18 protein-coding genes, 2 tRNA genes and 1 riboswitch are annotated in these 20007 nt (G+C 70.7%); of the genes, 10 read left to right on the top strand and 10 right to left on the bottom strand.

From position 1 onward, the window contains the following. Window positions 1–682 precede the first annotated feature (682 nt). The 4 genes from ACP4IX_RS31425 to ACP4IX_RS31410 all read left to right on the top strand — a co-directional run bounded on the left by ACP4IX_RS31425 (window position 683) and on the right by ACP4IX_RS31410 (window position 5797). Window positions 683–2107, top strand: a complete 1425-nt coding sequence (locus tag ACP4IX_RS31425; RefSeq protein WP_426523047.1) for an MFS transporter — start codon at window positions 683–685, stop codon at window positions 2105–2107. 75 nt (window positions 2108–2182) lie between these two features. Further along, window positions 2183–3430 carry an L-2-hydroxyglutarate oxidase gene (gene lhgO / locus ACP4IX_RS31420; RefSeq protein ID WP_426557913.1) on the top strand — a complete coding sequence of 416 codons (1248 nt, stop codon included), beginning with the start codon at window positions 2183–2185 and terminating at the stop codon, window positions 3428–3430. A gap of 164 nt (window positions 3431–3594) precedes the next feature. Next, window positions 3595–4434 carry a tRNA (guanosine(46)-N7)-methyltransferase TrmB gene (trmB, locus tag ACP4IX_RS31415; RefSeq protein ID WP_426557911.1) on the top strand — a complete coding sequence of 280 codons (840 nt, stop codon included), beginning with the start codon at window positions 3595–3597 and terminating at the stop codon, window positions 4432–4434. A 10-nt stretch (window positions 4435–4444) separates the two neighbouring features. After that, complete coding sequence (locus tag ACP4IX_RS31410; RefSeq protein WP_426557909.1) at window positions 4445–5797, top strand: PrsW family intramembrane metalloprotease; 1353 nt, start codon at window positions 4445–4447, stop codon at window positions 5795–5797. 72 nt (window positions 5798–5869) lie between these two features. Here ACP4IX_RS31410 and ACP4IX_RS31405 read toward each other — a convergent pair whose 3' ends face one another. The 7 genes from ACP4IX_RS31405 to ACP4IX_RS31375 all read right to left on the bottom strand — a co-directional run bounded on the left by ACP4IX_RS31405 (window position 5870) and on the right by ACP4IX_RS31375 (window position 11679). Further along, window positions 5870–6814 (bottom strand): aldo/keto reductase, encoded by a 945-nt coding sequence (locus tag ACP4IX_RS31405; RefSeq protein WP_426557907.1) that lies wholly within the window; start codon window positions 6812–6814, stop codon window positions 5870–5872. Window positions 6815–7056: 242 nt separating this feature from the next. Next, entirely contained in the window at window positions 7057–8094 is a 1038-nt protein-coding gene (locus ACP4IX_RS31400; RefSeq protein ID WP_426523043.1) for a M23 family metallopeptidase, read from the bottom strand. Between the two features lie 11 nt (window positions 8095–8105). Further along, window positions 8106–8263: riboswitch (cyclic di-AMP (ydaO/yuaA leader) on the bottom strand. A gap of 243 nt (window positions 8264–8506) precedes the next feature. After that, window positions 8507–9697 carry a PP2C family protein-serine/threonine phosphatase gene (locus tag ACP4IX_RS31395; RefSeq protein WP_426557905.1) on the bottom strand — a complete coding sequence of 397 codons (1191 nt, stop codon included), beginning with the start codon at window positions 9695–9697 and terminating at the stop codon, window positions 8507–8509. 201 nt (window positions 9698–9898) lie between these two features. Continuing rightward, window positions 9899–9972 (bottom strand) — tRNA-Met (locus tag ACP4IX_RS31390). 78 nt (window positions 9973–10050) lie between these two features. Continuing rightward, window positions 10051–11181, bottom strand: coding sequence for a dihydrofolate reductase family protein (locus ACP4IX_RS31385; protein ID WP_426523041.1), 1131 nt, complete (start codon window positions 11179–11181; stop codon window positions 10051–10053). Window positions 11182–11257: 76 nt separating this feature from the next. Next, window positions 11258–11395: a hypothetical protein gene (locus ACP4IX_RS31380; RefSeq protein ID WP_426557903.1), complete on the bottom strand. Its 138-nt coding sequence runs from the start codon at window positions 11393–11395 to the stop codon at window positions 11258–11260. Then, window positions 11383–11679 carry a hypothetical protein gene (locus ACP4IX_RS31375; RefSeq protein ID WP_426557901.1) on the bottom strand — a complete coding sequence of 99 codons (297 nt, stop codon included), beginning with the start codon at window positions 11677–11679 and terminating at the stop codon, window positions 11383–11385. Before ACP4IX_RS31375 ends, ACP4IX_RS31380 begins: the two co-directional genes overlap by 13 nt. Window positions 11680–12103: 424 nt before the next feature. On the opposite strand from ACP4IX_RS31375, the gene ACP4IX_RS31370 reads away from it, so the two are divergent. Continuing rightward, window positions 12104–12553, top strand: coding sequence for a hypothetical protein (locus tag ACP4IX_RS31370; RefSeq protein WP_426557899.1), 450 nt, complete (start codon window positions 12104–12106; stop codon window positions 12551–12553). 6 nt (window positions 12554–12559) lie between these two features. Further along, the gene (locus ACP4IX_RS31365) at window positions 12560–14389 is read left to right on the top strand and encodes an alpha/beta hydrolase (RefSeq protein ID WP_426557897.1); all 1830 of its coding nucleotides are present in this window, start codon (window positions 12560–12562) and stop codon (window positions 14387–14389) included. A gap of 697 nt (window positions 14390–15086) precedes the next feature. On the opposite strand, the gene ACP4IX_RS31360 is transcribed toward ACP4IX_RS31365, so the two are convergent. Next, the gene (locus tag ACP4IX_RS31360) at window positions 15087–16202 is read right to left on the bottom strand and encodes a hypothetical protein (protein WP_426557895.1); all 1116 of its coding nucleotides are present in this window, start codon (window positions 16200–16202) and stop codon (window positions 15087–15089) included. Between the two features lie 141 nt (window positions 16203–16343). On the opposite strand from ACP4IX_RS31360, the gene ACP4IX_RS31355 reads away from it, so the two are divergent. The 4 genes from ACP4IX_RS31355 to ACP4IX_RS31340 all read left to right on the top strand — a co-directional run bounded on the left by ACP4IX_RS31355 (window position 16344) and on the right by ACP4IX_RS31340 (window position 18944). Further along, window positions 16344–16922 (top strand): TetR/AcrR family transcriptional regulator, encoded by a 579-nt coding sequence (locus tag ACP4IX_RS31355; protein WP_426557893.1) that lies wholly within the window; start codon window positions 16344–16346, stop codon window positions 16920–16922. A 143-nt stretch (window positions 16923–17065) separates the two neighbouring features. After that, window positions 17066–17455 carry a hypothetical protein gene (locus ACP4IX_RS31350; protein WP_426557891.1) on the top strand — a complete coding sequence of 130 codons (390 nt, stop codon included), beginning with the start codon at window positions 17066–17068 and terminating at the stop codon, window positions 17453–17455. Between the two features lie 371 nt (window positions 17456–17826). Continuing rightward, on the top strand, window positions 17827–18021 hold the full coding sequence (locus tag ACP4IX_RS31345; RefSeq protein ID WP_426557889.1) for a hypothetical protein: 195 nt from the start codon (window positions 17827–17829) through the stop codon (window positions 18019–18021). Window positions 18022–18062: 41 nt separating this feature from the next. Next, window positions 18063–18944, top strand: coding sequence for an alpha/beta fold hydrolase (locus ACP4IX_RS31340; RefSeq protein ID WP_426557887.1), 882 nt, complete (start codon window positions 18063–18065; stop codon window positions 18942–18944). Between the two features lie 491 nt (window positions 18945–19435). On the opposite strand, the gene ACP4IX_RS31335 is transcribed toward ACP4IX_RS31340, so the two are convergent. Then, on the bottom strand, window positions 19436–19600 hold the full coding sequence (locus ACP4IX_RS31335; RefSeq protein WP_426557885.1) for a hypothetical protein: 165 nt from the start codon (window positions 19598–19600) through the stop codon (window positions 19436–19438). 313 nt (window positions 19601–19913) lie between these two features. Beyond that, a tRNA-Lys gene (locus ACP4IX_RS31330) sits at window positions 19914–19986 on the bottom strand. Window positions 19987–20007 lie beyond the last annotated feature (21 nt).

Below are 20007 nucleotides of genomic sequence, written 5' to 3'. Positions count from 1 at the left end.
CACAGACTGTGGACAACCAGTGCACCGTACGAACTGGTTCCCCATGCTGCCATGAAGGGCGCGCCGCAGAGCATCGGCGGAGCCGCGAGTGCCCCCGGAAATGCGCCCCCGCGGAGACTCACGCGAGGACGCCGACTCCCTCTCCGGTTCCCCCGGAGGGCGCGAAGACGACGTGAATGCGCCCCCGCAACGCGCTCTTTGGCTACCCAACGCGCCCTCAACTCCCGTGGTGAGGGCGATGGCACCCCGGAATCACCCGGGTTGATTTTCAGCCAAATCGGCGTCGCATGAACGCGTTCGAACACGCTCCGTACAGGCTGTGCACCCCGACCGGCGGCGCGCGGTCCGGGAGGCGAGGCACGCCTCCCGGACCCGTCCGCCGCCCGCGGGGATGTAGGCGGCGGTGTCCCCCAGCCCACTGGATCCAGTACAGCGGGCCGACCCACGCACCGCCCATGGAACCGCTCCCGGTGTGGCCGGAGAAGAGCGCACGGCCGGGCGCACGGCCACACACCGGGAGCACGCGGCAACAGACCGTGCACGCACCGCACTTCCGTACGGACCACAATCCCGCCATCCGGAACAATGCCTCTTAACGCATGGGATCCGGCGAACTACGCTGGGTTTACGAATGCCGCGTGGTTATGCCAGCGCGGCAGCCGTCTGTGTCGAGGGGTGGCGCATGTCCAGGGAGCAACGCGGGCCGAACGAGAAGCTCGGCGCCGTTCTCGCCCTCGCGGGAATCAGCAACGCAGGACTCGCCCGGCGCGTCAACGACCTCGGCGCCCAACGCGGGTTGACTCTTCGCTACGACAAGACGTCGGTGGCACGCTGGGTGTCGAAGGGAATGGTGCCGCAGGGTGCGGCGCCGCACCTCATCGCCGCCGCCATCGGCCAGAAGCTCGGCCGCCCGGTGCCGCTCCACGAGATCGGCCTGGCGGACGCGGATCCCGCCCCCGAAGTGGGCCTCGCCTTCCCCCGGGACGTCGGCCAGGCCGTCAGATCGGCCACCGAGCTGTACCGTCTCGACCTCGCCGGCCGCCGGTCCGGCGCCGGCGGCATCTGGCAGTCGCTGGCCGGCTCGTTCGCAGTGAGCGCATACGCAACGCCCGCCTCGCGATGGCTGATAACCCCGGCCGACAGCTCGGTGGCGCGTGACGCGAGTCCCGCCGAGGGCTCCGGCGCACCGCTCAAAGTCGGCCACAGTGACGTGCAGAAGCTGCGGGAGGCCGCCGAGGACGCCCGGCGCTGGGACTCCAAGTACGGCGGAGGCGACTGGCGTTCGTCGATGGTCCCCGAGTGCTTACGGGTCGAGGCGGCCCCGCTGCTCCTCGGCTCCTACTCCGACGAGGTCGGCCGCGCCCTGTTCGGCGCCTCGGCCGAACTGACCCGCCTGGCCGGCTGGATGGCCTTCGACACGGGCCAGCAGGAGGCGGCCCAGCGGTACTACATCCAGGCCCTGCGCCTGTCCCGCGCGGCGGCCGACGTGCCGCTGGGCGGCTACGTGCTCGCCTCCATGTCCCTCCAGGCGACCTACCGCGGCTTCGGCGACGAGGGCGTGGACCTCGCGCAGGCCGCGCTGGAACGCAACCGCGGCCTGGCCACGGCCCGCACCATGAGCTTCTTCCGCCTGGTCGAGGCCCGCGCCCACGCGCGCGCGAACGACGCGGCGGCGGCCGGCGCGGCCCTGAAGGCCGCCGAGAGCTGGCTGGAGCGCGCCCGCCCCGGCGACAGCGACCCGACGTGGCTGGGTTTCTACTCCTACGACCGGTTCGCCGCCGACGCGGCCGAGTGCTACCGCGACCTGAAGGCACCACGCCAGGTCCGCCGCTTCACCGAGCAGGCCCTGTCGAAGCCGACGGAGGAGTTCGTACGCTCGCACGGCCTCAGGCTCGTCGTCTCGGCGGTGGCCGAGCTGGAGTCGGGCAATCTGGACGCGGCCTGCGAGCAGGGGGTGCGGGCGGTCGAGGTGGCCGGCCGCATCTCCTCCGCCCGCACCACCGAGTACGTCAAGGACCTCCTCCACCGCCTGGAGCCGTACGGCGACGAACCACGCGTGGTCGAGCTGCGCGAGCGCGCCCGGCCACTGCTGATGACCACGGCCTGATCCGCCCCCGCCTCCCGGGTTTGAAGGCATTGTCAGTGGCGCAGTGCACTATCGAAGCCGGGAGGTGGGCCGGAGATGGAACGAGTGCGGAGCGGGGTCCCGCACGGCATCGCGCGCGGGAGCGCGTACGACTGCGACGTGCTGGTGATCGGCGGCGGAATCGTCGGCCTGTCGACGGCGTACGCGATCACACGCACGGCGCCGGGCACCCGGGTGACGGTGCTGGAGAAGGAGCCGGGACCCGCCCGGCACCAGACGGGCCGCAACAGCGGCGTCATCCACAGCGGCGTCTACTACCGCCCGGGCTCGCTGAAGGCCCGCTACGCGGTCCGGGGCGCGGCGGAGATGGTCAAGTTCTGCTCCGAGTACGGCATCGCCCACGCCGTCACCGGCAAGCTGATCGTCGCCACCGACCGCGCCGAGCTGCCCCGGCTGCACGCCCTCGTCCAGCGCGGCCGGGAGAACGGCATACCGGTACGCGAGCTCGGCGCCGCCCAGATCCCGGAGTACGAGCCCGAGGTGCGCGGCCTCGCCGCCATCCACGTCGGCACGACCGGCATCTGCGACTACACCGCCGTGGCCCGGCAGCTCGCCCGCGCATCCGGCGCGGAGATCCGCTACGGCGCCGAAGTGCGGCACATCGACCGCCGTCCGGGCCTCGGAGTCGCCGCCCGCACCCGCTCCGGGGACGTGCTCCGCGCCCGGGTCCTGGTCAACTGCGCCGGGCTGCACTGCGACGGGATCACCCGCATGACGGGGGACGAGCCCGGCATGCGGATCGTCCCCTTCCGGGGTGAGTACTACGAGCTGGCGCGCCCGGAGCTGGTGCGGGGACTGGTGTATCCGGTGCCGGACCCGGCGTTCCCGTTCCTCGGCGTGCATCTGACCCGCGGCATCGACGGGAGCGTCCACGTCGGGCCGAACGCGGTGCCCGCGCTGGCCCGGGAGGGATACGGCTGGGGCGTGGTGCGCCCCCGGGAGCTGGGCGGGACGCTGACCTGGCCGGGGTCGTGGCGGATAGCCCGGCGGCACTGGAGGTACGGGGCGGGCGAGCTGCGGCGGTCGCTGTCCAAGGGGGCGTTCACCACCGCCGTGCGCAGACTGCTGCCCGCGGTGACGGAGGGGGACCTGGTGGCGGCGCCCGCGGGGGTGCGGGCGCAGGCGGTGCTGGCGGACGGGACGCTGGTGGACGACTTCCTGATCCGCGAGGGCGCCCACGCCGTGCACGTCCTGAACGCGCCCTCGCCCGCGGCGACGGCGTCGCTGCCGATCGGGCGGGAGGTGGGACGGAGGGCGCTGGCGATGCTGGGGGAGGTGCGGTGATCCGGGGTCTGTTCCGTCGCCCGGCGCGGGGGCGGGCAGCTCGAGCGGGGGCAGCCTCCACCACCCCGTGCCGCCCCTGCGGGTACCTCCCGGGCCGTTCAGGTACGGGAGGCGCCACGACTGCCCGCAGCGACGCGGACCGGTGGCCGTAAAATTGAGGCACTGTGTCTGACTTCCACCGTGCCCCCGAAGCCGCCCCCCAGCCCGCCGCACCGCACACCGGCGTCTCCGTCCGGCACACCCGTACCAAGGGTGAGCCCCGGTTTCCCGACGGGCCGAAGGCCGATCCCGCCGGTTCGCACTTCGAGCGGCGGATCCGGAGTTTCCAGCCCCGCCGGAGCCGGGTGACCGCCGGGCAGGCGGACGCGCTGCAGCGGCTGTGGCCCGTGTGGGGGCTGGACATCGACGGGCAGCGGGTCATCGACCTCGGCGAGCTGTTCGGGAACTCCCGCCCCGTCGTCCTGGAGATCGGCTTCGGCATGGGCGAGGCCACCGCCCAGATGGCCGCCGCCGACCAGGACACCAACATCCTCGCCGTGGACGTCCACACCCCCGGCCAGGGCAACCTGCTCGGTCTCGCGGAACGGGACGGACTGGCCAACGTCCGGGTGGCCAACGGCGACGCGATCATCCTCCTGCGCGAGATGCTCGCCCCCGACTCCCTCGCCGGGCTGCGCGTCTACTTCCCCGACCCCTGGCCCAAGAAGCGGCACCACAAGCGGCGCCTGATCCAGCCGGAGTTCCTGACCCTGGCCGCGACCCGGCTCGCGCCGGGCGCCTTCGTGCACTGCGCCACCGACTGGGAGCCGTACGCGGAGCAGATGCTCGAGGTCCTCACCGCACACCCCGACTTCGAGAACAGCGTGCCGGGCGGCGGATTCGCGCCGCGCCCCGCCCACCGCCCGCTGACCCGTTTCGAGGGCCAGGGACTGGACAAGGGGCATGTGGTGAACGACTTGCTCTTCCACCGCGTACAGCACAAGGAGCAGCCCCCCACCGGTTAGGGTCCATGCCGTGGCCACCAGTCCTCCGTACCCGACGCGTCCGCACACGCATCCGCACTGGTGGCAGCGGACCTGGGTCCGGCACGGCGCACTGGTCGCGCTGCTCGTGCTGGCCGGCCTGGTGATCCTGGCCCTGGTGCGCGAACAGACCGGTACGCAGGGGTTCCTGGTGGGGCTGGGTCTCGCGGTGCTGCCCGTGCCGCTGCTCGTGGCCGTGTTCCGCTGGCTGGACCGGGTCGATCCCGGGCCCTGGCGGAACCTGCTGTTCTGCTTCGCCTGGGGTGCCTGCGCGGCGGCGCTGATAGCGATCGTCGCGAACAGCTTCGCGACGAGATGGATAGCGACGGCCACCGCCGACCCGGCCGGCGCGGACACCCTGGGCGCCACGGTCATAGCCCCGGTCGTCGAGGAGTCCGCCAAGGCCGCCGCCGTCCTGCTGGTCTTCCTGTTCCGCCGGCACCACTTCACCGGCATCGTCGACGGCGTGGTCGTCGCCGGTGTCACCGCCACCGGCTTCGCCTTCACCGAGAACATCCTCTACCTCGGCACCGCCTTCGGCACCGACCAGCTCACCGGCGACAGCGGCCTCACGTCCGTCACCGCGGCGACCTTCTTCGTCCGCATCGTGATGTCGCCGTTCGCCCACCCGCTCTTCACCGTGCTCACCGGCATCGGCTTCGGCATCGCCGCGCTCCGGGCGGGCCGTCACCGCCTGCGCCGGGCCCTGCTCCCCCTGTGCGGCCTGCTGCTCGCGATGGGCATGCACGCCCTGTGGAACGGCTCGGCCTCGTTCGGCGAGTACGGCTTCCTCGCCGTGTACACGGCGTTCATGGTGCCCTCCTTCGGCCTGGTGACCTGGCTGGTGATCTGGACCCGGCAGCGCGAACTGGGCACCGTACGGGCCGAACTGCCGGTGTACGTCACGGCCGGGTGGCTGGGGCCGGCCGAACCGTACGCGCTCGGCTCGATGCGCGCCCGGCGCATCGCCCGGCAGCACGCACACCGGCACGGCGGGAAGGAGGCGGCGCGGGCGGTGGCGCGGTACGAGGCGTACGCGACCTCGCTGGCGTTGCTCCGGCAGCGGGGGCGGCGGGGCACGGCGGGCGCCGACTTCACCGTACGGGAGCGGGAACTGCTCGACGCCCTGTGGCACCGGCGCGACGTGGCGCGACCGGCGCTGGACTACGCGGCCCGGGCCACCGCGCCGCCCGTGCCGGTGGCGGTACCGCCCTGGCCGTACTCGTACGGGCCGTACGGCCCCGGCCGTCCCGCGGTGGCCCCGGCACCGTACCCCGCACCGGGCGCATACGCCCCGCACAACCCCTACGCCCCGCCCAGCCCGTACGCCCCCTACCGGCCGTAAGCCCGCAGCCGCCCGGCGCACCGCGTCCGGTCCGCCCGCTCGGTCCGCCCGCCCGCCCGCCGCGAGCGGCCCTCAGGCCGATGCCTCCGTGAGCTTCCCGACCTCGTCCTCCGTCAGGCTCAGCTCCGCCACCCCCAGCAGTGCCGGCAGCTGCTCCACCGTGCGCGCGGACGCGATCGGCGCGGCCACCGTCGGCTGTGCGGCCAGCCAGGCCAGGGCGACCGTGGCGACGGGAGCGTCGTGGGCCTCGGCGATCTCGTCGAGGGCGGTGAGGACCCGCCGGCCGCGCCCGGTCTCCAGGTGCTTCGCGGCGCCGCCCGCCCGAGGACTGTCGACGTCCGCACCGGGCCGGTACTTGCCCGTGAGGAAGCCGGACGCGAGGGCGTAGTACGGCACTGCGGCCAGGCCGGCCTGCTCGGCGAGGTCGCGCAGCTCGCCCTCGTACGTGTCGCGCGAGACCAGGTTGTAGTGGGGCTGGAGGGCCACGTAGCGGGCGAGGCCCTCGCGGTCGGAGAAGGCCAGGGACTCCGCGAGCCGCTCCGCGGAGATGTTGGAGGCGGCGATGTGCCGGACCTTGCCCGCCCTCACCAGCTCGTCGAGCGCGCCGATGATCTCCTCCACCGGCACCTCGGGCTTGTCGAAGTGGGTGTAGTAGAGGTCGATGTGGTCGGTGCGCAGGCGGCGCAGTGAGGCGTCGGCGGCGGCCTTGATGTTCGCGGCGGTCAGTCCCGGGTACTCGGGGTGCTGGCTGACCTTGGTGGCGAGGACGACGTCGCCGCGGTTGCCGCGGGAGGCGAGCCACTCGCCGATGAGCGTTTCGGACTCGCCGCCGCTGTTGCCGTCGACCCACGCCGAGTAGGAGTCGGCGGTGTCGAGGAAGTTGCCGCCGGCCGCGGTGTAGGCGTCCAGGACGGCGAAGGAGCGGTCGCGGTCGGCGGTCCAGCCGAGGACGTTGCCGCCGAGGGCGAGGGGGAAGACCTCGAGGTCGGAGGAGCCGAGCTTGCGCAGAGAAGTCATGTCCTGCGTCAACGAACACACCGGACGATGTGATTCCGGCAGCGGCGCAAAGATCCCGCAAACCGGCAGCCCTGACGTCGGGGGGTTGCCGTCAGGACCGCCGGCGATCAGCGGGGATCAGATGGACGGGGCAGCGCGAGGCACGAGCCCGGCCCTCAGGGGCGAGAGGCCGGTGCTCAGGGGCGCGAGCCCGGCCCTCAGCGGCGAGAGGCCGGTGCTCGTCAGCGGCGCGAGGCCGGTGCTCAGGGGTTGAGGCCCTTGTTCTGCAGCCACGCCATCGGGTCGATACCGGCGCCGTCGGCCGTGTGGACCTCCATGTGGAGGTGGGCGCCGGTGACGTTGCCGGTGGCTCCGACGCGGCCGATGATGTCGCCGGTGGCGACCTTCTGGCCGACGCTGACGCTGATGGAGGACTGGTGGGCGTACCAGATCTCGGTTCCGTCCTCGAGGGTCAGCACGGTCTTGTAGCCGTAGGACCCGTCGTAGCCGGCCGACGTGATGGTGCCGCTGTGGACCGCCTTGAGCAGCGTGCCCGTGGGGGCGGCGAAGTCCAGGCCGGTGTGGTAACCGGAGGACCAGTAGACGCCGGCCTGACCGAAGCTCGAGGAGATCGTGTAGGACGAGGTCGGCAGGGTGTACTGCTTGGCCAGCTTCGCGAGCCGTTCGGCCTCGGCCTTCTTCGCGGCTTCCGCCTCCGCCTTCTTCTTGGCGGCGGCGGCCTTGGCCTGGGCCTCCTTCTCCGCCTTGGCGGCGGCTTCCGCGGCCTTCTTCTCGGCCGCGGCGACGGCTTCGGCGGCGGCCTTGCTCTCCACCTGGGCCTGCTGCTGCTCGGCCTGCGCCATGATCCGGGCCCGCAGCGTCTCACCGGCGTCGGCGGTGCTCTCGCTGCCGGTGTCGGTGCCGGCCGCGACGCCGATGCCACTGAGCGGGGTGGCGGAGCCCTCGGGTTCCGGCTCCTCGTCGTCGGAGATGAGCGAGCCGACGTTCGGCAGGTCCGGCATGGAGATCGACACCGGCGGCTTGCCGGTCTGCGCGCTGGCCATGCCACCCGCGCCGACGGCCGCTATGACACCGACGCCGAGGACGGTGGAGCTGCGGGCGAGTCCGCCGCGCTGCTTGGCGACGCGGTGCCGGCCGCGTACGGGACGGATGGATTCCGCGGTGGGATTCCACTCCTCCCAGGGACCCTCTTCGGCGCGGTAGCCGTCGTAGCCGAAGGTGTCGGCGTCGTGCTGGTTCGGCACGAACGGGGCCTCGGGGGCAGGCCGGTTGGACGCCACGTGGGCGTACTCCTTTCCTTCCTTCTCGCCTACCGGGTTAGCTGACGGGTTCGGAGCAGGAAGGTCTCCTACGCGCGTATATCCGCCGTGTCTCCACGGCGTCGTACGCCCGATTCACCCCAATGTGGTGGTTCCCCGGTTCCCTTGCGGGATTCGGCGCGTGCGCACGGAGCCGCCTTCTGTGACGGCTGGGACGACCGCGCTGCGTTATCGAACGTTAATAGACGCGAGGCTCGGATTCCAAGCGGTTCCTCTTGATCATTAACGATTCCGGCCGGGACGTACGCCTCATGGAGGGCCAAAGCCGGGCGAGTTGACCCCCTCTCAGTATTCCCCCTCGCGTCACAACTTTCTGATGGTGTGTCAGTTGTTATGCGGAGGGCGGTCGGCCGGTCACGTCCCGTGACATCGGTCAGGGCCGTCGTACGGCGAGCAGTGCCATGTCGTCGGCCATGCCGCCCCCGGAGTGCCGGCGCACGTCGTCGGCGAGGGTGCCGAGCAGCTCCGACGGATGCCGGAAGACGCGGCCGGCCAGCCGCGCCTGCGGGTCGTAGAACTCGCCCTGGGCGTCCCGGGCTTCCGAGACTCCGTCCGTGTACAGCAGCAGTGTGGCCCCACCGGGGAAGTCGGCCTCCTCCGCACGGTCGGGCCACACGCCGAGCTCGCCCATGCCGAGCGGCAGCGCCGACTCCCGGGCGGGCAGCGGGCGCAGGGTGCCGTCGGCGTACAGCAGCAGGGGCGGCGGGTGGCCTCGGTTGACGATGCGGACGACCCCGTCGCCGTGGGGGAGTTCGGCGAGCACGGCGGTGGTGAATCCCTCGAAGGCGTCCAGGCCGTCCCGCCGGGAACCCTCGCGGGCCAGCGCCCGCTCCAGCCGCTGCGCCACCGCCTCCAGCGTCGCCTCCTGTTCGGCGGCCTCCCGGAAGGCGCCGATCACGACGGCGACGGCGCCCACCGCGCCCATGCCCTTGCCGCGCACGTCCCCGACGATGAGCCGGATGCCGCGCGCGCTGTCCTGTACGGCGTAGAGGTCGCCGCCGATGAAGGCGTCGGCCTGCGCGGCCTCGTAGCAGGCGGCGATCTCGAAGCCGCCGATCCGCTCGGCGGGCTCGGGCAGCACGGCGCGCTGGGCGGCCTCGGCGATCTCGCGCACGGAGACGAGGCGCTCGCCGGTGCGGCGGACGAAGCCGTTCACGAGGACGGCGAGCACGGCGACCGTCGCGATGGTGATCAGCTCGGTGAGGGAGTCGACGTAGTGGATGACGCCCTTGCTCAGCTGCAGCCCGACGACGGCGGCGACCACGGCGGCACCGGTGAGCGCCGTGCCGCGCCGGGAGTAGATCGGGGCGGCGACCAGGGGCGCGGCCGTGTAGAGGGGGCCTGCGGTGAAGTACCTCGGGGTGAAGAGGTCGTACAGGATGGCGACGACGATCAGCAGTACGGGCAGCAGGCGTACGACGGCCCGCCCGTACGAGGTCCGCCACGCCCGCGGCGGGCCTGCGCCCGGCCGGGGTGGCTCCGGGACGTCTCCGACGCCGGGGTCGGGCACGGGGTCGCCGGGGAGTCGGCCGCCGGCTCTGGCGTACGTCCCCTCGTCGTCCACGTCACCTGGCCGCACCACTGGCCTCCCGCCACCCCGCACGTCTGCGCCGCTTGCCGTCCCTTCGTCCAGGTTTCCCGGAGCGGGGGTGGGGGGCGAGCGGTGAGGGCCGACCGGGTGACGGAGCGGGTGCGTGTGTCGCGAACGCGAACGCGAACGCACCGAAGGCCGGAATCCTCAAGGATTCCGGCCTTCGGTCTTCAGTAGCGGGGACAGGATTTGAACCTGCGACCTCTGGGTTATGAGCCCAGCGAGCTACCGAGCTGCTCCACCCCGCGTCGTTGTGTCTTTACTGTACTTCATCCCGGGGGTGGAATGCACATCCGTACCTCCCCACCCCCCCCAGCTGCCCTCCGCTACCCCTCCAGATGGCGGTTCGGCGCCTTCGCCCGCTCCTCGTACTCCGGCAGTACGACGACGGTGGCGCCCCCGGCCGCGAGCACTCCGCTGCCGTCGGCTCCCGGTACGAAGGTGTCCGGCTCCCGCCAGGCCGTGACCACGCGGCGCACCCCGGCGTCGAGGACGAGCCGGGCGCAGGGCGCGGGCCGGGAGGCGCGGCGGGCGCACGGTTCCAGGCTGCTGTACACGGTGGCGGTCGCCAGCCGCGGGTCGGCGGGGTCCGCCTTCGCGAGCGCGGCCTCCTCGGCGTGCACGACGGGATCGCCGCCCTCCCGCGAGTGCCCGCGCGCCAGCTCCGTCCCGTCGGCGGCGACCACGACCGCCCCGACACTGAACGCCGTCCCGGACGGCGGGCACAGCTCGGCCAGCTCGCAGGTGAGCGCCAGCCAGTGCCGGTCGGCGGCGGTCACGCGGTCGCCGGTGCCGGGTGCGGTGGGCAGGTACCGCGTCAGCACCACGTCCTCGATGCGCCGCGTCTCCACCAGCCGCAGCCGCCCGCCCTGGTACGCGCCGGGCCCGAAGAGCCGGGGCGCGTCCGGGTCACCGACGATCAGCGGGGCGAGGGCGAGCTGCAGTTCGTCGACGAGTTCCTGCTGCAACAGCTGGGTGTGCACGGTCCCTCCGCCCTCGACCATCAGCCGCCGCACACCCCGCCGGTCGTGCAGGTACTCCAGCGCCGCCCGCCAGTCGAGTACCGCCCCGAGCGGCACGACGTCGGCGGCGACACCGAGGGCGCGGGCCCGCCGGGCGCCCTCGTCCGTGGTCAGGAGCGCCTTCTCCCCACCGGTGTGCCAGAACGACGCCGCCGGGTCCAGGTCCCCGGTGGCGCTGACCGTCACCTTGAGCGGGTACTCCGCCTTCCCCGCCGCGACCCGGGCGGCCCGCCGCTCGGCCGAGTTGACCAGCAGCCGCGGATTGTCCGCCCGGATCGTGCCGGCCCCGACCAGCACCGCGTCGACGGACGCCCGCACCTCGTCGACCCGGTCGAAGTCGGCCGGGGAGGAGAGCAGGAGCCGGTCGGGGCCGGTGTCGTCCAGGTAGCCGTCGAGGGAGACGGCGGCGGAGAGGAGGACGTACGGGAGGGGCATCAGGCACTCCGGTGGGACGTGTGGGAGGCGTGGGACGCCTGGGACTGTGGGACGGGCTGACTGACACGGGACGGCGTTACGAGTCGGTGGGACGGACGAACCGCACCGGCTCGGCCAGGACCGTCTCGGCGTTGGTCACGTCCGAGGTGCGGGCGGCGAGTGTCGCCGCCGCGAGTCGGGGCGGCAACGCCTCCCCGAACTTCAGGCCGCGCACCGCCCGCTCGTCGACCTCGGGCGGGCACAGCCCCGAGAGGGCGTCGGCGAGGGCGGCGCGCCACCGTCCTCGGGCGTGCTGGGGTGCGGGATCTCCGGCTTGTTGGAGGGGCCCATCTCCACATCCGTGAAGCGCAGCAGCAGGCTCTTGACCGCGCACTCCGCCGCGAAGCCGTAGAGGTGGTCGGCTGTCGGCAGGCGGCTGTCGCGGTGAACGTAGTCGGCGTCCTCGAAGTGACGCTTCGCCGCCTTGGCGAACTGATCCTCTTGTAAGGTCTCCGGCACATTCGGATCTTATCCATGGACCGGTCCTGACTTTCCGAATCGGCCGCCACTGAACTCGGCTCGTGATGCGGTTCGTTCGCTGCCGTGTCGGGTCAACTCCGGGTACGCGCGGATTCGGGGCAGGACCGTTCCCACAGCTTAGAGACAAAGACTTCCTTGCCCCCCGTACCGTGGATCCGCCGCGCGCCGGTCACCGGAGCGGGGCTGAGTGCCCGCCCGAAGTCCCCCTTCCCTCAACGGAATGAGAAGCGCCGCAGGCCTGGTCGGGTGGCCGGATTCCGTCTGAGTACGAGTACTCAGACGGCATGGTGGCCGATACGGATGATGCGAATGTGACAGGTCGCTACCGTCCGTATCGATCACGGCAGTGTGCGGTCATACGTTTCGACCCGCTTGGCGGCGTAGGACAGGGGAGGGGCCACGCATGGCATGGGACGAATGGGAACAGCTCAAGGCCGCTGCGGCCGAACGGCAGGGCACGCACATGCAGCTGAACCAGTTACCGGCGGAACGTTCCGGGGGCAAGGCCGACCTCATCTCCAACAGGTCGGCCTGGACACAGGCCGGGACGGACATCGGCTCGCTGCGTGAGGACATCAGCAAGGCGATGGCGAAGCTCAAGGACGGCCAGACGGGTTTCGGCAGCGACGCCGGCTGTCTGACCGCTGCTGCTCAGAAGGATGTCCACGAGTCCTGGGCGACCTACGTGGAACGCGTCAGCGGACGCTGCGGAACGCTTTCCGGCCTCCTGGTGAAGGCGGGCACCGACCAGGTGGCGACGGACGAGTCGATCGAAGCAGAAATCGTTGCCCTGACGCTGTCCTACGCGGATACGCCGGCTGTCGGCGGTCAGGGGCAGGGGCAGGGGCGGTAACGAGACATGGATCTCGCGACGCTCAAGGCTCTCAAGCCCACCGAGTACTCCGAAGCGGCCGGCGGTTACCGCAGCACCTCTGACATGGCCAGCGCGGCCAAGGACGCCATCGACAACCGGATCCAGGTGGCGATGAGGACCCAGCTGGAGGGCGAGGCAGCCACCGCGGCAGGCAAGCAGTTGGGGGAACTGAGCCAGAACTTCCACTACATCCAGGTGCAGTGCGGCCTCGCGAGCACCGCGCTCGACGCCTTCTCGTACGAGACGGAAGCGGCCAAGCGGAAGCTCGACGCGGCCCTCGAGAGCGCCAAGGCGGCCGGACTCACCGTGAACGCCGACGGCTCGGTCTCCTACCCGCCGGGAGGCGACAAAGGCGGGGACGGCAAAACCCCGGCGGGCGGCACGGTGAGCGGCTTGACGGACGGCACAGCCTCCGCCGTCGGCCGGCAGGCGGCCAACCTCGACCCGAACCCCAATCACCGCCTCGCTCAGGACTGCGCCGACCTCATCGCCACCGCTCTCAAAGAGGCGACGGAAGCAGACGAGAAATGGGCACCGAAACTGCGGGCGCTGAAGGCGGACGACGACCTCACCGTCTCCGACTCGGACTGGGTCGACGTGAAGGAAGACACCGCTGGTGTCCTCAAGGGAGCAGGTGACTACCTGGACTCGTTCAGGGAGCCACCCAAGCAGGGGACGCCCGAGGAGAATGCCAAGTGGTGGCACGGCCTTACCGAAGAGCAGCAAGCTGCCTACATCTCTGTGCATCCCGACTCAATCGGCTGGATGGACGGGCTTCCCGCCACTGTGCGCGACGAGGCAAATCGGACCGTGCTGGCAGAGGCTCGCGGTGTCGCGCAGACCGACCTGGATTCCTGGATGGCGAAGGAACCCAAACCGGCCTACGTCGACCGCGAGATCATCAACGCCCAGACCGGTGAGCGATGGACGGCAAGAGTTCCCACCGAGGAATGGCGTGAGTGGGAGAAGAAGCGGAAGGAACTGCAGGGCCCTGTCGATGGCATGGATGCGATCCAGAGCCGTTTCGACACCTACGTGGACGAGAATACCCGCCCCTACCTGCTGGGCTTCGACGACAAGAACAACGGCCGTGTCATCGTCTCCGTCGGCAACCCCGACACCGCGGACAACGTCGTGACGTACGTTCCCGGGACTGGCTCCAAGCTGAGCAGCATCGACGGCGACATCAACCGCGCAGAAGTGCTCCACGACCGAGCGAACTCGACCGATCTCGCCCACAGCACCGCATCCATCATGTGGCTCGGTTACGACGCGCCGCAGGGCCTCCTCAGTGATGCGACCGACTCCAAGTACGCCGACAACGCCCGCGAACCGTTGAGTAACTTCCTGACCGGCATTGACACGGTTCACAACGGGAGCGTGAACTCAACTGTTCTTGGCCACAGTTACGGCACCCTGGTAGCCGGGGAGACCATGCGAGACCACCCCGACCTGCCCGTGGACAATGCGATCCTGGTGGGCAGCCCCGGGGTGGGTGTCGACCACGCCAAAGAACTCAACATCGGAGCTGACCGCGTTTTCGCGGCCACCGCCCAGAACGACCTGGTGAACCTGGCCCCGCCACCAGCCGGCACTCTGGCGCCGCTGAACCCGAAGGCGTACATGCGACTCTTCGATGACCACTCGATCATGTACGGGAACGACCCGATATCCGATGAGTTCGGCGGACAAGTATTTCCAGTAGCTGACGGCATGCTGCCGGGTTCGGACGGCTTAATGCCCGCTCACTCTCAGTACTGGGAGGGAAACTCACTGAATCACATGGCGAGAATCGTGACTGGAGGAACTCCGTGAGACAGTCCCAGACGAAGTTTGTCATCGCTGTACTGATCATGACGATCGGGACGACAGCATGTGGATCGGGGCAGACAGGAAGCACCAGCAGCAGGACACCATCGAAACAGGTCGCATTGGACGAGCAGCAGGCAACCCAGCGCGCGGAAGAAGTCATCCACCAAGCCGTGGACATCATGTCGCCCCAGCCGACGCTCAAGCGGACCGGATTGCGGCCAGTCGGTCCCTGTTTGGCCGACGACCACACCCCCGGCGAGCGCGTGCAGGTCCGCATCACGTACCAGCTGACCGATGTGCCGGATGACGCAGCGAAGAAGCTGGTGCGCCAGGCTCGAGACGCCTGGGTGGAGCGCGGATACAAGTTCCAGGGTTCGGATGCCGACTGGTCCGACCCTTTCCCGTCCGTCAGCATGCGCACGGTGCCCGACGACTTCTGGATGACCGCCCTCACTGGGGTCGTGGACCGGGCGGACGGGGTAGGATTGGCGTCCATCAGTGTGACCTCACCGTGCTTCGCCGACGACAGCACCGCCTCCGCCGACCCTGCCTCCTTCCGGACCGTCACCGACGAACAGGCGGAGCGCCGTGTGCTGGAGCACTCCAGTCGCCTCTACGACGCGCTTCGAGTACCCCACGCATCAGCCCGGGACGGCGAAGGTATCGGCACTTACCAAGACGGCAGGGACACGTACTCGCATCACTTCTGGTCGACGCGACCGCTCACGACAGAGGAGACCGCCGTGGTGATGGCACGTGCGCGGGACTTCTTCGAGACCGCAGGATGGACCATGCGCGTCTCATCAGGGGCTGCTGGCCTCTCAATAGTCGCCCGTAATTCCAGGGACGGGAGCATCGTCCAGGTGTCCCCGTCCACCACCGGCGTTGTACGCATTGCGGTGACGACCGGTGCGGTACCCGAGACCGCGGTCTGGCTCAGAGCCGCGGCGGCCCAACGGCACAGTGCGCGCCATGGGGTTGAACTTGAATGGGTGACTCCAGCCTGGAGCGCCACCAGCAGTTCCCGGCCGCCGGCCGCCCAGTAACGGGCGGTGAGCGCGGCCTCGTGGGCGAAGAGCACCGTGCGCGGACCCGACTGTTCCGCGAGGGCGACCGCCCGCTCGGCGACCCGCTCGGTCGCGGCCCGCGCGTAGGAGGCCAGGCCCGCGCCGAGTGTGCCCGAGGTGGCGAACGCGGCGTCCGCGCGCAGCAGTGCCTGCCACTCGACGCCGTTCTCCGCGGCCAGCTCCCGCAGCGCCGTGAGGAACAGGTCGTCCAGCGAGACCGGCACGACGTCGGAGCGCTCCGCCAGCCGTTCCGCGACGCCCGGGAGTTCGGACGCCTTGACGGTGAGCGCCAGGAACCCGCCGCGCCGGCGTGCGGCCTGCAATCGCGCCGTCATGATCCGGCGAGGATCGTTCCCCACGGCCAGCTCGCTCTGCGCGGCCGCGATGAGGGTGCCGGTACTGGTGAGCATGGACACCGAGGGCTCGTAACGACTGCCGTCGGTTTCGCGGACCCGCGGCATGAACCGCTTCCGCTGATGGTCGTAGGTGAGCGGGAAGTCGGTCTGGGCGAGGGCCTCCTCCAACTCCACGTACGTGGAGTCGGCCAGGACGTCCAGCCCCGGGAAACGAGCGCGGATACGGGCGATCAGGTCCCCGACGCCTATGCCGGCGTCGGCGCGTACACCCGCGGGGGCCTGGGAGATACGCAGGTCCAGGTCCAGGTCCAGGTCCAGGTACAGGTACAGGTCCAGGTCCAGTGGGAAGAGTTCCGCTACGTGTTCAACATCAAATCCAGCGGCCCCGGGCATGGCCTGCGCCCGCTGCGCGACCGGACACCGCCGAGGACGCCGCCGACGAGTCGTCGTGAGGCGGCCTGCAGGTCAGCGAATGGCCGGGCGGCTACAGGCTCTTTTCTTGAGCGCACGATCCAGATACGTTACGGTGAGGTCATGGCAAGGACCCGGGAGTTCGACACGGAAGCGGCGGTGAGCCGCGCGATGGAGCTGTTCTGGACGCGCGGCTACGAGGCCACCTCGGTGCGCGACCTGACCGGGCACCTGGGGATCGGGCAGGGGTCCTTGTATGCCGCGTTCGGCGACAAGGACGGCCTGTACCGGGCAGCTCTGGAGCACTACCGCACCACCCTCGCGGCGGCTGCCCTGCGCAGTCTGGAGGAAGGGGCGGACGCCCGGTCGGCGATCCGCGCGATGCTGGTCGAGCGGGTCCGGATCGCCGCGCAGGACAACGGCCGGGGGTGCCTGGTGGTCAATGCCGCCTGCGAGCGCCTGCCGGAGGATGCGGCTATCCGGCGCACCGTGCGCGACATGCAGGACGCCAGCCGGGACGCACTCGCCGAAGTGCTGCGGGCCGCGGCGGAGCGGGGCGAGATCGCGGAGCGGCACGACCCGTACGCCCTCGCCGCTTTCCTCGTCACCTTCCTCAACGGACTGCTGGTCTCCGCGAAGATCACGCCCGACGTCCGCGCCCTCGAACCCCTCGTGGAGGTCGCGCTGGCCGCCCTCGACTGACTTTTTCATGGCCGGAATCTGTAACAGGCGATCCAGAAAATCGGCCGATATCGGGTGATCCAGAAAATCGACGGCGTCCGCCCGGGCACGGGATCCGGCACCCCCGCCCCGCTTGCACCCTGATCGAAGACTTCGGAGGACCCATGCCCCGCACATCCATCCCGGATAATCCCGCTCTCGGCGGAAGCCGCTGGAACACCTTCCCCGCGGCCGGCACCACCCTGACCGCCCGCGAGTTCTTCGCCGCCACCGAGCCGCTGCTCCAGGGCATCATCGACGACAACGCCCTCACCAGCGCCGACGGCGAGGTGCTGGAGGGCCAGATCCTCGCGACACTCGCCCTCGGCTCCCGGGAGACCTCCCTCCCGCTGTTCCTCGGCCCGGACAGTGCCCCGGCGGCGCGCGAACTGGGCGCGCAGGCCGAGACGATCGGCCAGGAGCTCGCCTCCTGGGCGACCGAGGCGCTGGAGAGGCTGCTCACCGATCCGGTACCGCTGCCCGCCGGCCCCCTGGTCGTCCGCAGCCACTGCTAGGGCCACCTGCTCACCCCTCCAGCAGCCGATCTGCTCCGCGGACGCCGCGGCGGACCGGTCACGATGCAGCTGGTGAAGCCGCCACGTATGTCGCCGAGGTACAGGACTACTACGCCGCACCCCGCACCCTCGTCGAGGACCTGCCGCCCGCCATCACCACATCCGGCCCGCTCGCCGCCCGTCCCGTCACCGCGCCGGTCGCAGACGGGACCCGCACCGCCCGCATCGAGGTCACCCACGACGGCACCACCGCCCACGTCGACCTCGGCCAGGCCCTGCGCGGCCACCGCTTCACCCAACGTGAGAGCCCCGCCGCAGGCGACGCATCCGGCACCGCCGACGCCTGGTCCGCGCTGCGCGCGCCGGGACTGGTGTGGACGCAGAGCGGCGACGTCACCCTGGACGCCACCGGTCGAGACGACCTCGTCGTACTGGCCCTGCTCGGCCGGCTCTACCCGGAGAACCTCACCCTGCGCCCCGCCGGCCGTCCCGCTGCCCGGACGACCGCGGACGGCACCGGACCGAGCCACCTGACGATCCTCGTCGACCCCGCGCAAGCCCACTGACGCCCGCATCGCCACGCACAACAAGAAGGTTGAAGAAGAACATGATGTTCGACCATGAAGGAACGCCCGTCCGCACGGGCCGAACCGCTGTGAACGGAACGAGTCTGCACTACCGCACAGCCGGGTCCGGCCCCGCGGTGGTGCTCCTGCACGGCGTACCCAAGACCAGCTACCACTGGCGCCACCTCGTTCCCAGGCTGACGCCCCACCACACCGTCGTCGTGCCGGACCTCCGCGGTCTCGGCGACTCCGCCCGACCGCCGGACGGCTACGACTCCGCCACCATGAGCGACGACATCGCCGCGCTGATGAACCACCTCGGACACCGGACATACGCCGTGGTGGGTGAGGACTGGGGAGCGGTGATCGGCTATCAGCTCGCTGCCCGCCACCGGGACCACGTCGCCGCTCTCGTGTTCGCCGAGGCACTGTTCCCCGGATTCGGCTTCGAGGACCACACGGCCCTCACCCCCGAGAACGTCTCCAGCGGCATGCACCTGTGGCATCTGGGCTTCTACTTCCAGCCCGACATACCCGAGATGCTGATCAGCGGACACGAGCGCGAGCTGATCACCTACATGATCAAGTACGAGCGCAGCCGGCCCGACACCGCCACCCCCGACGCGCTCGACGAATACGTGCGCTGCTACTCCATGCCCGGCGGCATCCGCGCGATGCTCTCCATCTACCGGGCCATGCTCATCGACGCCGAACAGAACCGGCAGACCGCACAGAAGAAGCTGGACATCCCGGTCCTGGCGCTGGGCGGATCCGCGTTCATCGGCGACCGCGCCGAGTCCCAGATGCGACTCATGGCTCACGACGTCACCGGGCATGTCTTCGACGCCGGCCACGACCTCGCAGAGGAAGTACCCGACGAGATGGCCGACGTCCTCCTGCCGTTCCTGGCCACGCACCAGTAACCGCACCCGGCCGCCGAGGCCGGCGATCTGAAGCGGCCCGGCACGGCGAGGACCTCGTGCCTGAAACGAACGATCTGGTTCCGCACAGCCACGAGGCCCCCTCGGCCCCACCAGCGCCCGGCGGGCGCTCTCCAAGCACTCCCCAGCGAAACGGCCGCCGGCCGCTGCTCCCCCACCCGTGCCTAAGAGGTCTCGGACTGGGGCGCCTACCGGCAGGCGTTCGTCCGTGCCTGCGCGCCGACCGACGGCCGACCCGTAGTGGTGATCTCCAACCACCGCACCGCAGCTGCGGACGTGGCTCTGGCGCTCCATGCCCGGGTCATCCCGGTTATCCGGCACGTGGTCAGCGCCGACCAGGTGCTCCGGGTGATCGATCCGGGCACCGGCTCCATGGTCGAGCGAACCGTCGACGAGCTGCGGTGGAATCTGTTGTCTCGGCGTGCATCACGAAGCCCTGGTTGGCCGGCGGTGCCGCCGGATCGTCCTCGTAGTCACGCCTGCCCATCGGGCTCCTCCCACACTGGCGTCCCGCGGGCCCACAGCTCCTCTACGTGGGAGTCGAACCTGTCGAACATGCCGTCGTCCTGCTGCCGCCGCAGGTGCAGGGTCAGTGCGTCGTGGCCCACGCTGTGCGTCAGCAGCGGCGTGACGATCATGTCGCCGTCAAAAGAGCAGGCGAGCCCAAGCGGATCATGACCGATTCGCCCACGGGCGCTGGCGAAGTCCTCGTGCTCCGCGGTTACTGCAAGCCCACCCCGCGCCAGACGTACCCGGCGGGGAACGGAGAGGACGTCGGACGCAGGGCAGGGCGGTCATCCCACAGCGGAAGTGACCGCCCGCTCCGTTTCCGCGGCGCCCTGCCCCGCTCACGCACGCTCAGGCCAGCCACGGGCCAGCAAGCGATCACGACGGGGGCAAAAAACGGGCAGGACCCCAGCTCATTCCTACTCTGAGCTGGGGTCCAACGTGTAGGCCCTGTGGGACTCGAACCCACAACCAATGGATTAAAAGTCCACTGCTCTGCCAATTGAGCTAAGGGCCCAGGGGGTGTTGCGCGGTGCTG

It is taken from the genome of Streptomyces sp. WG5, assembly GCF_049974565.1.
Lineage (GTDB): Bacteria > Actinomycetota > Actinomycetes > Streptomycetales > Streptomycetaceae > Streptomyces.
This window is presented reverse-complemented; position numbering and strand designations above follow the sequence as displayed.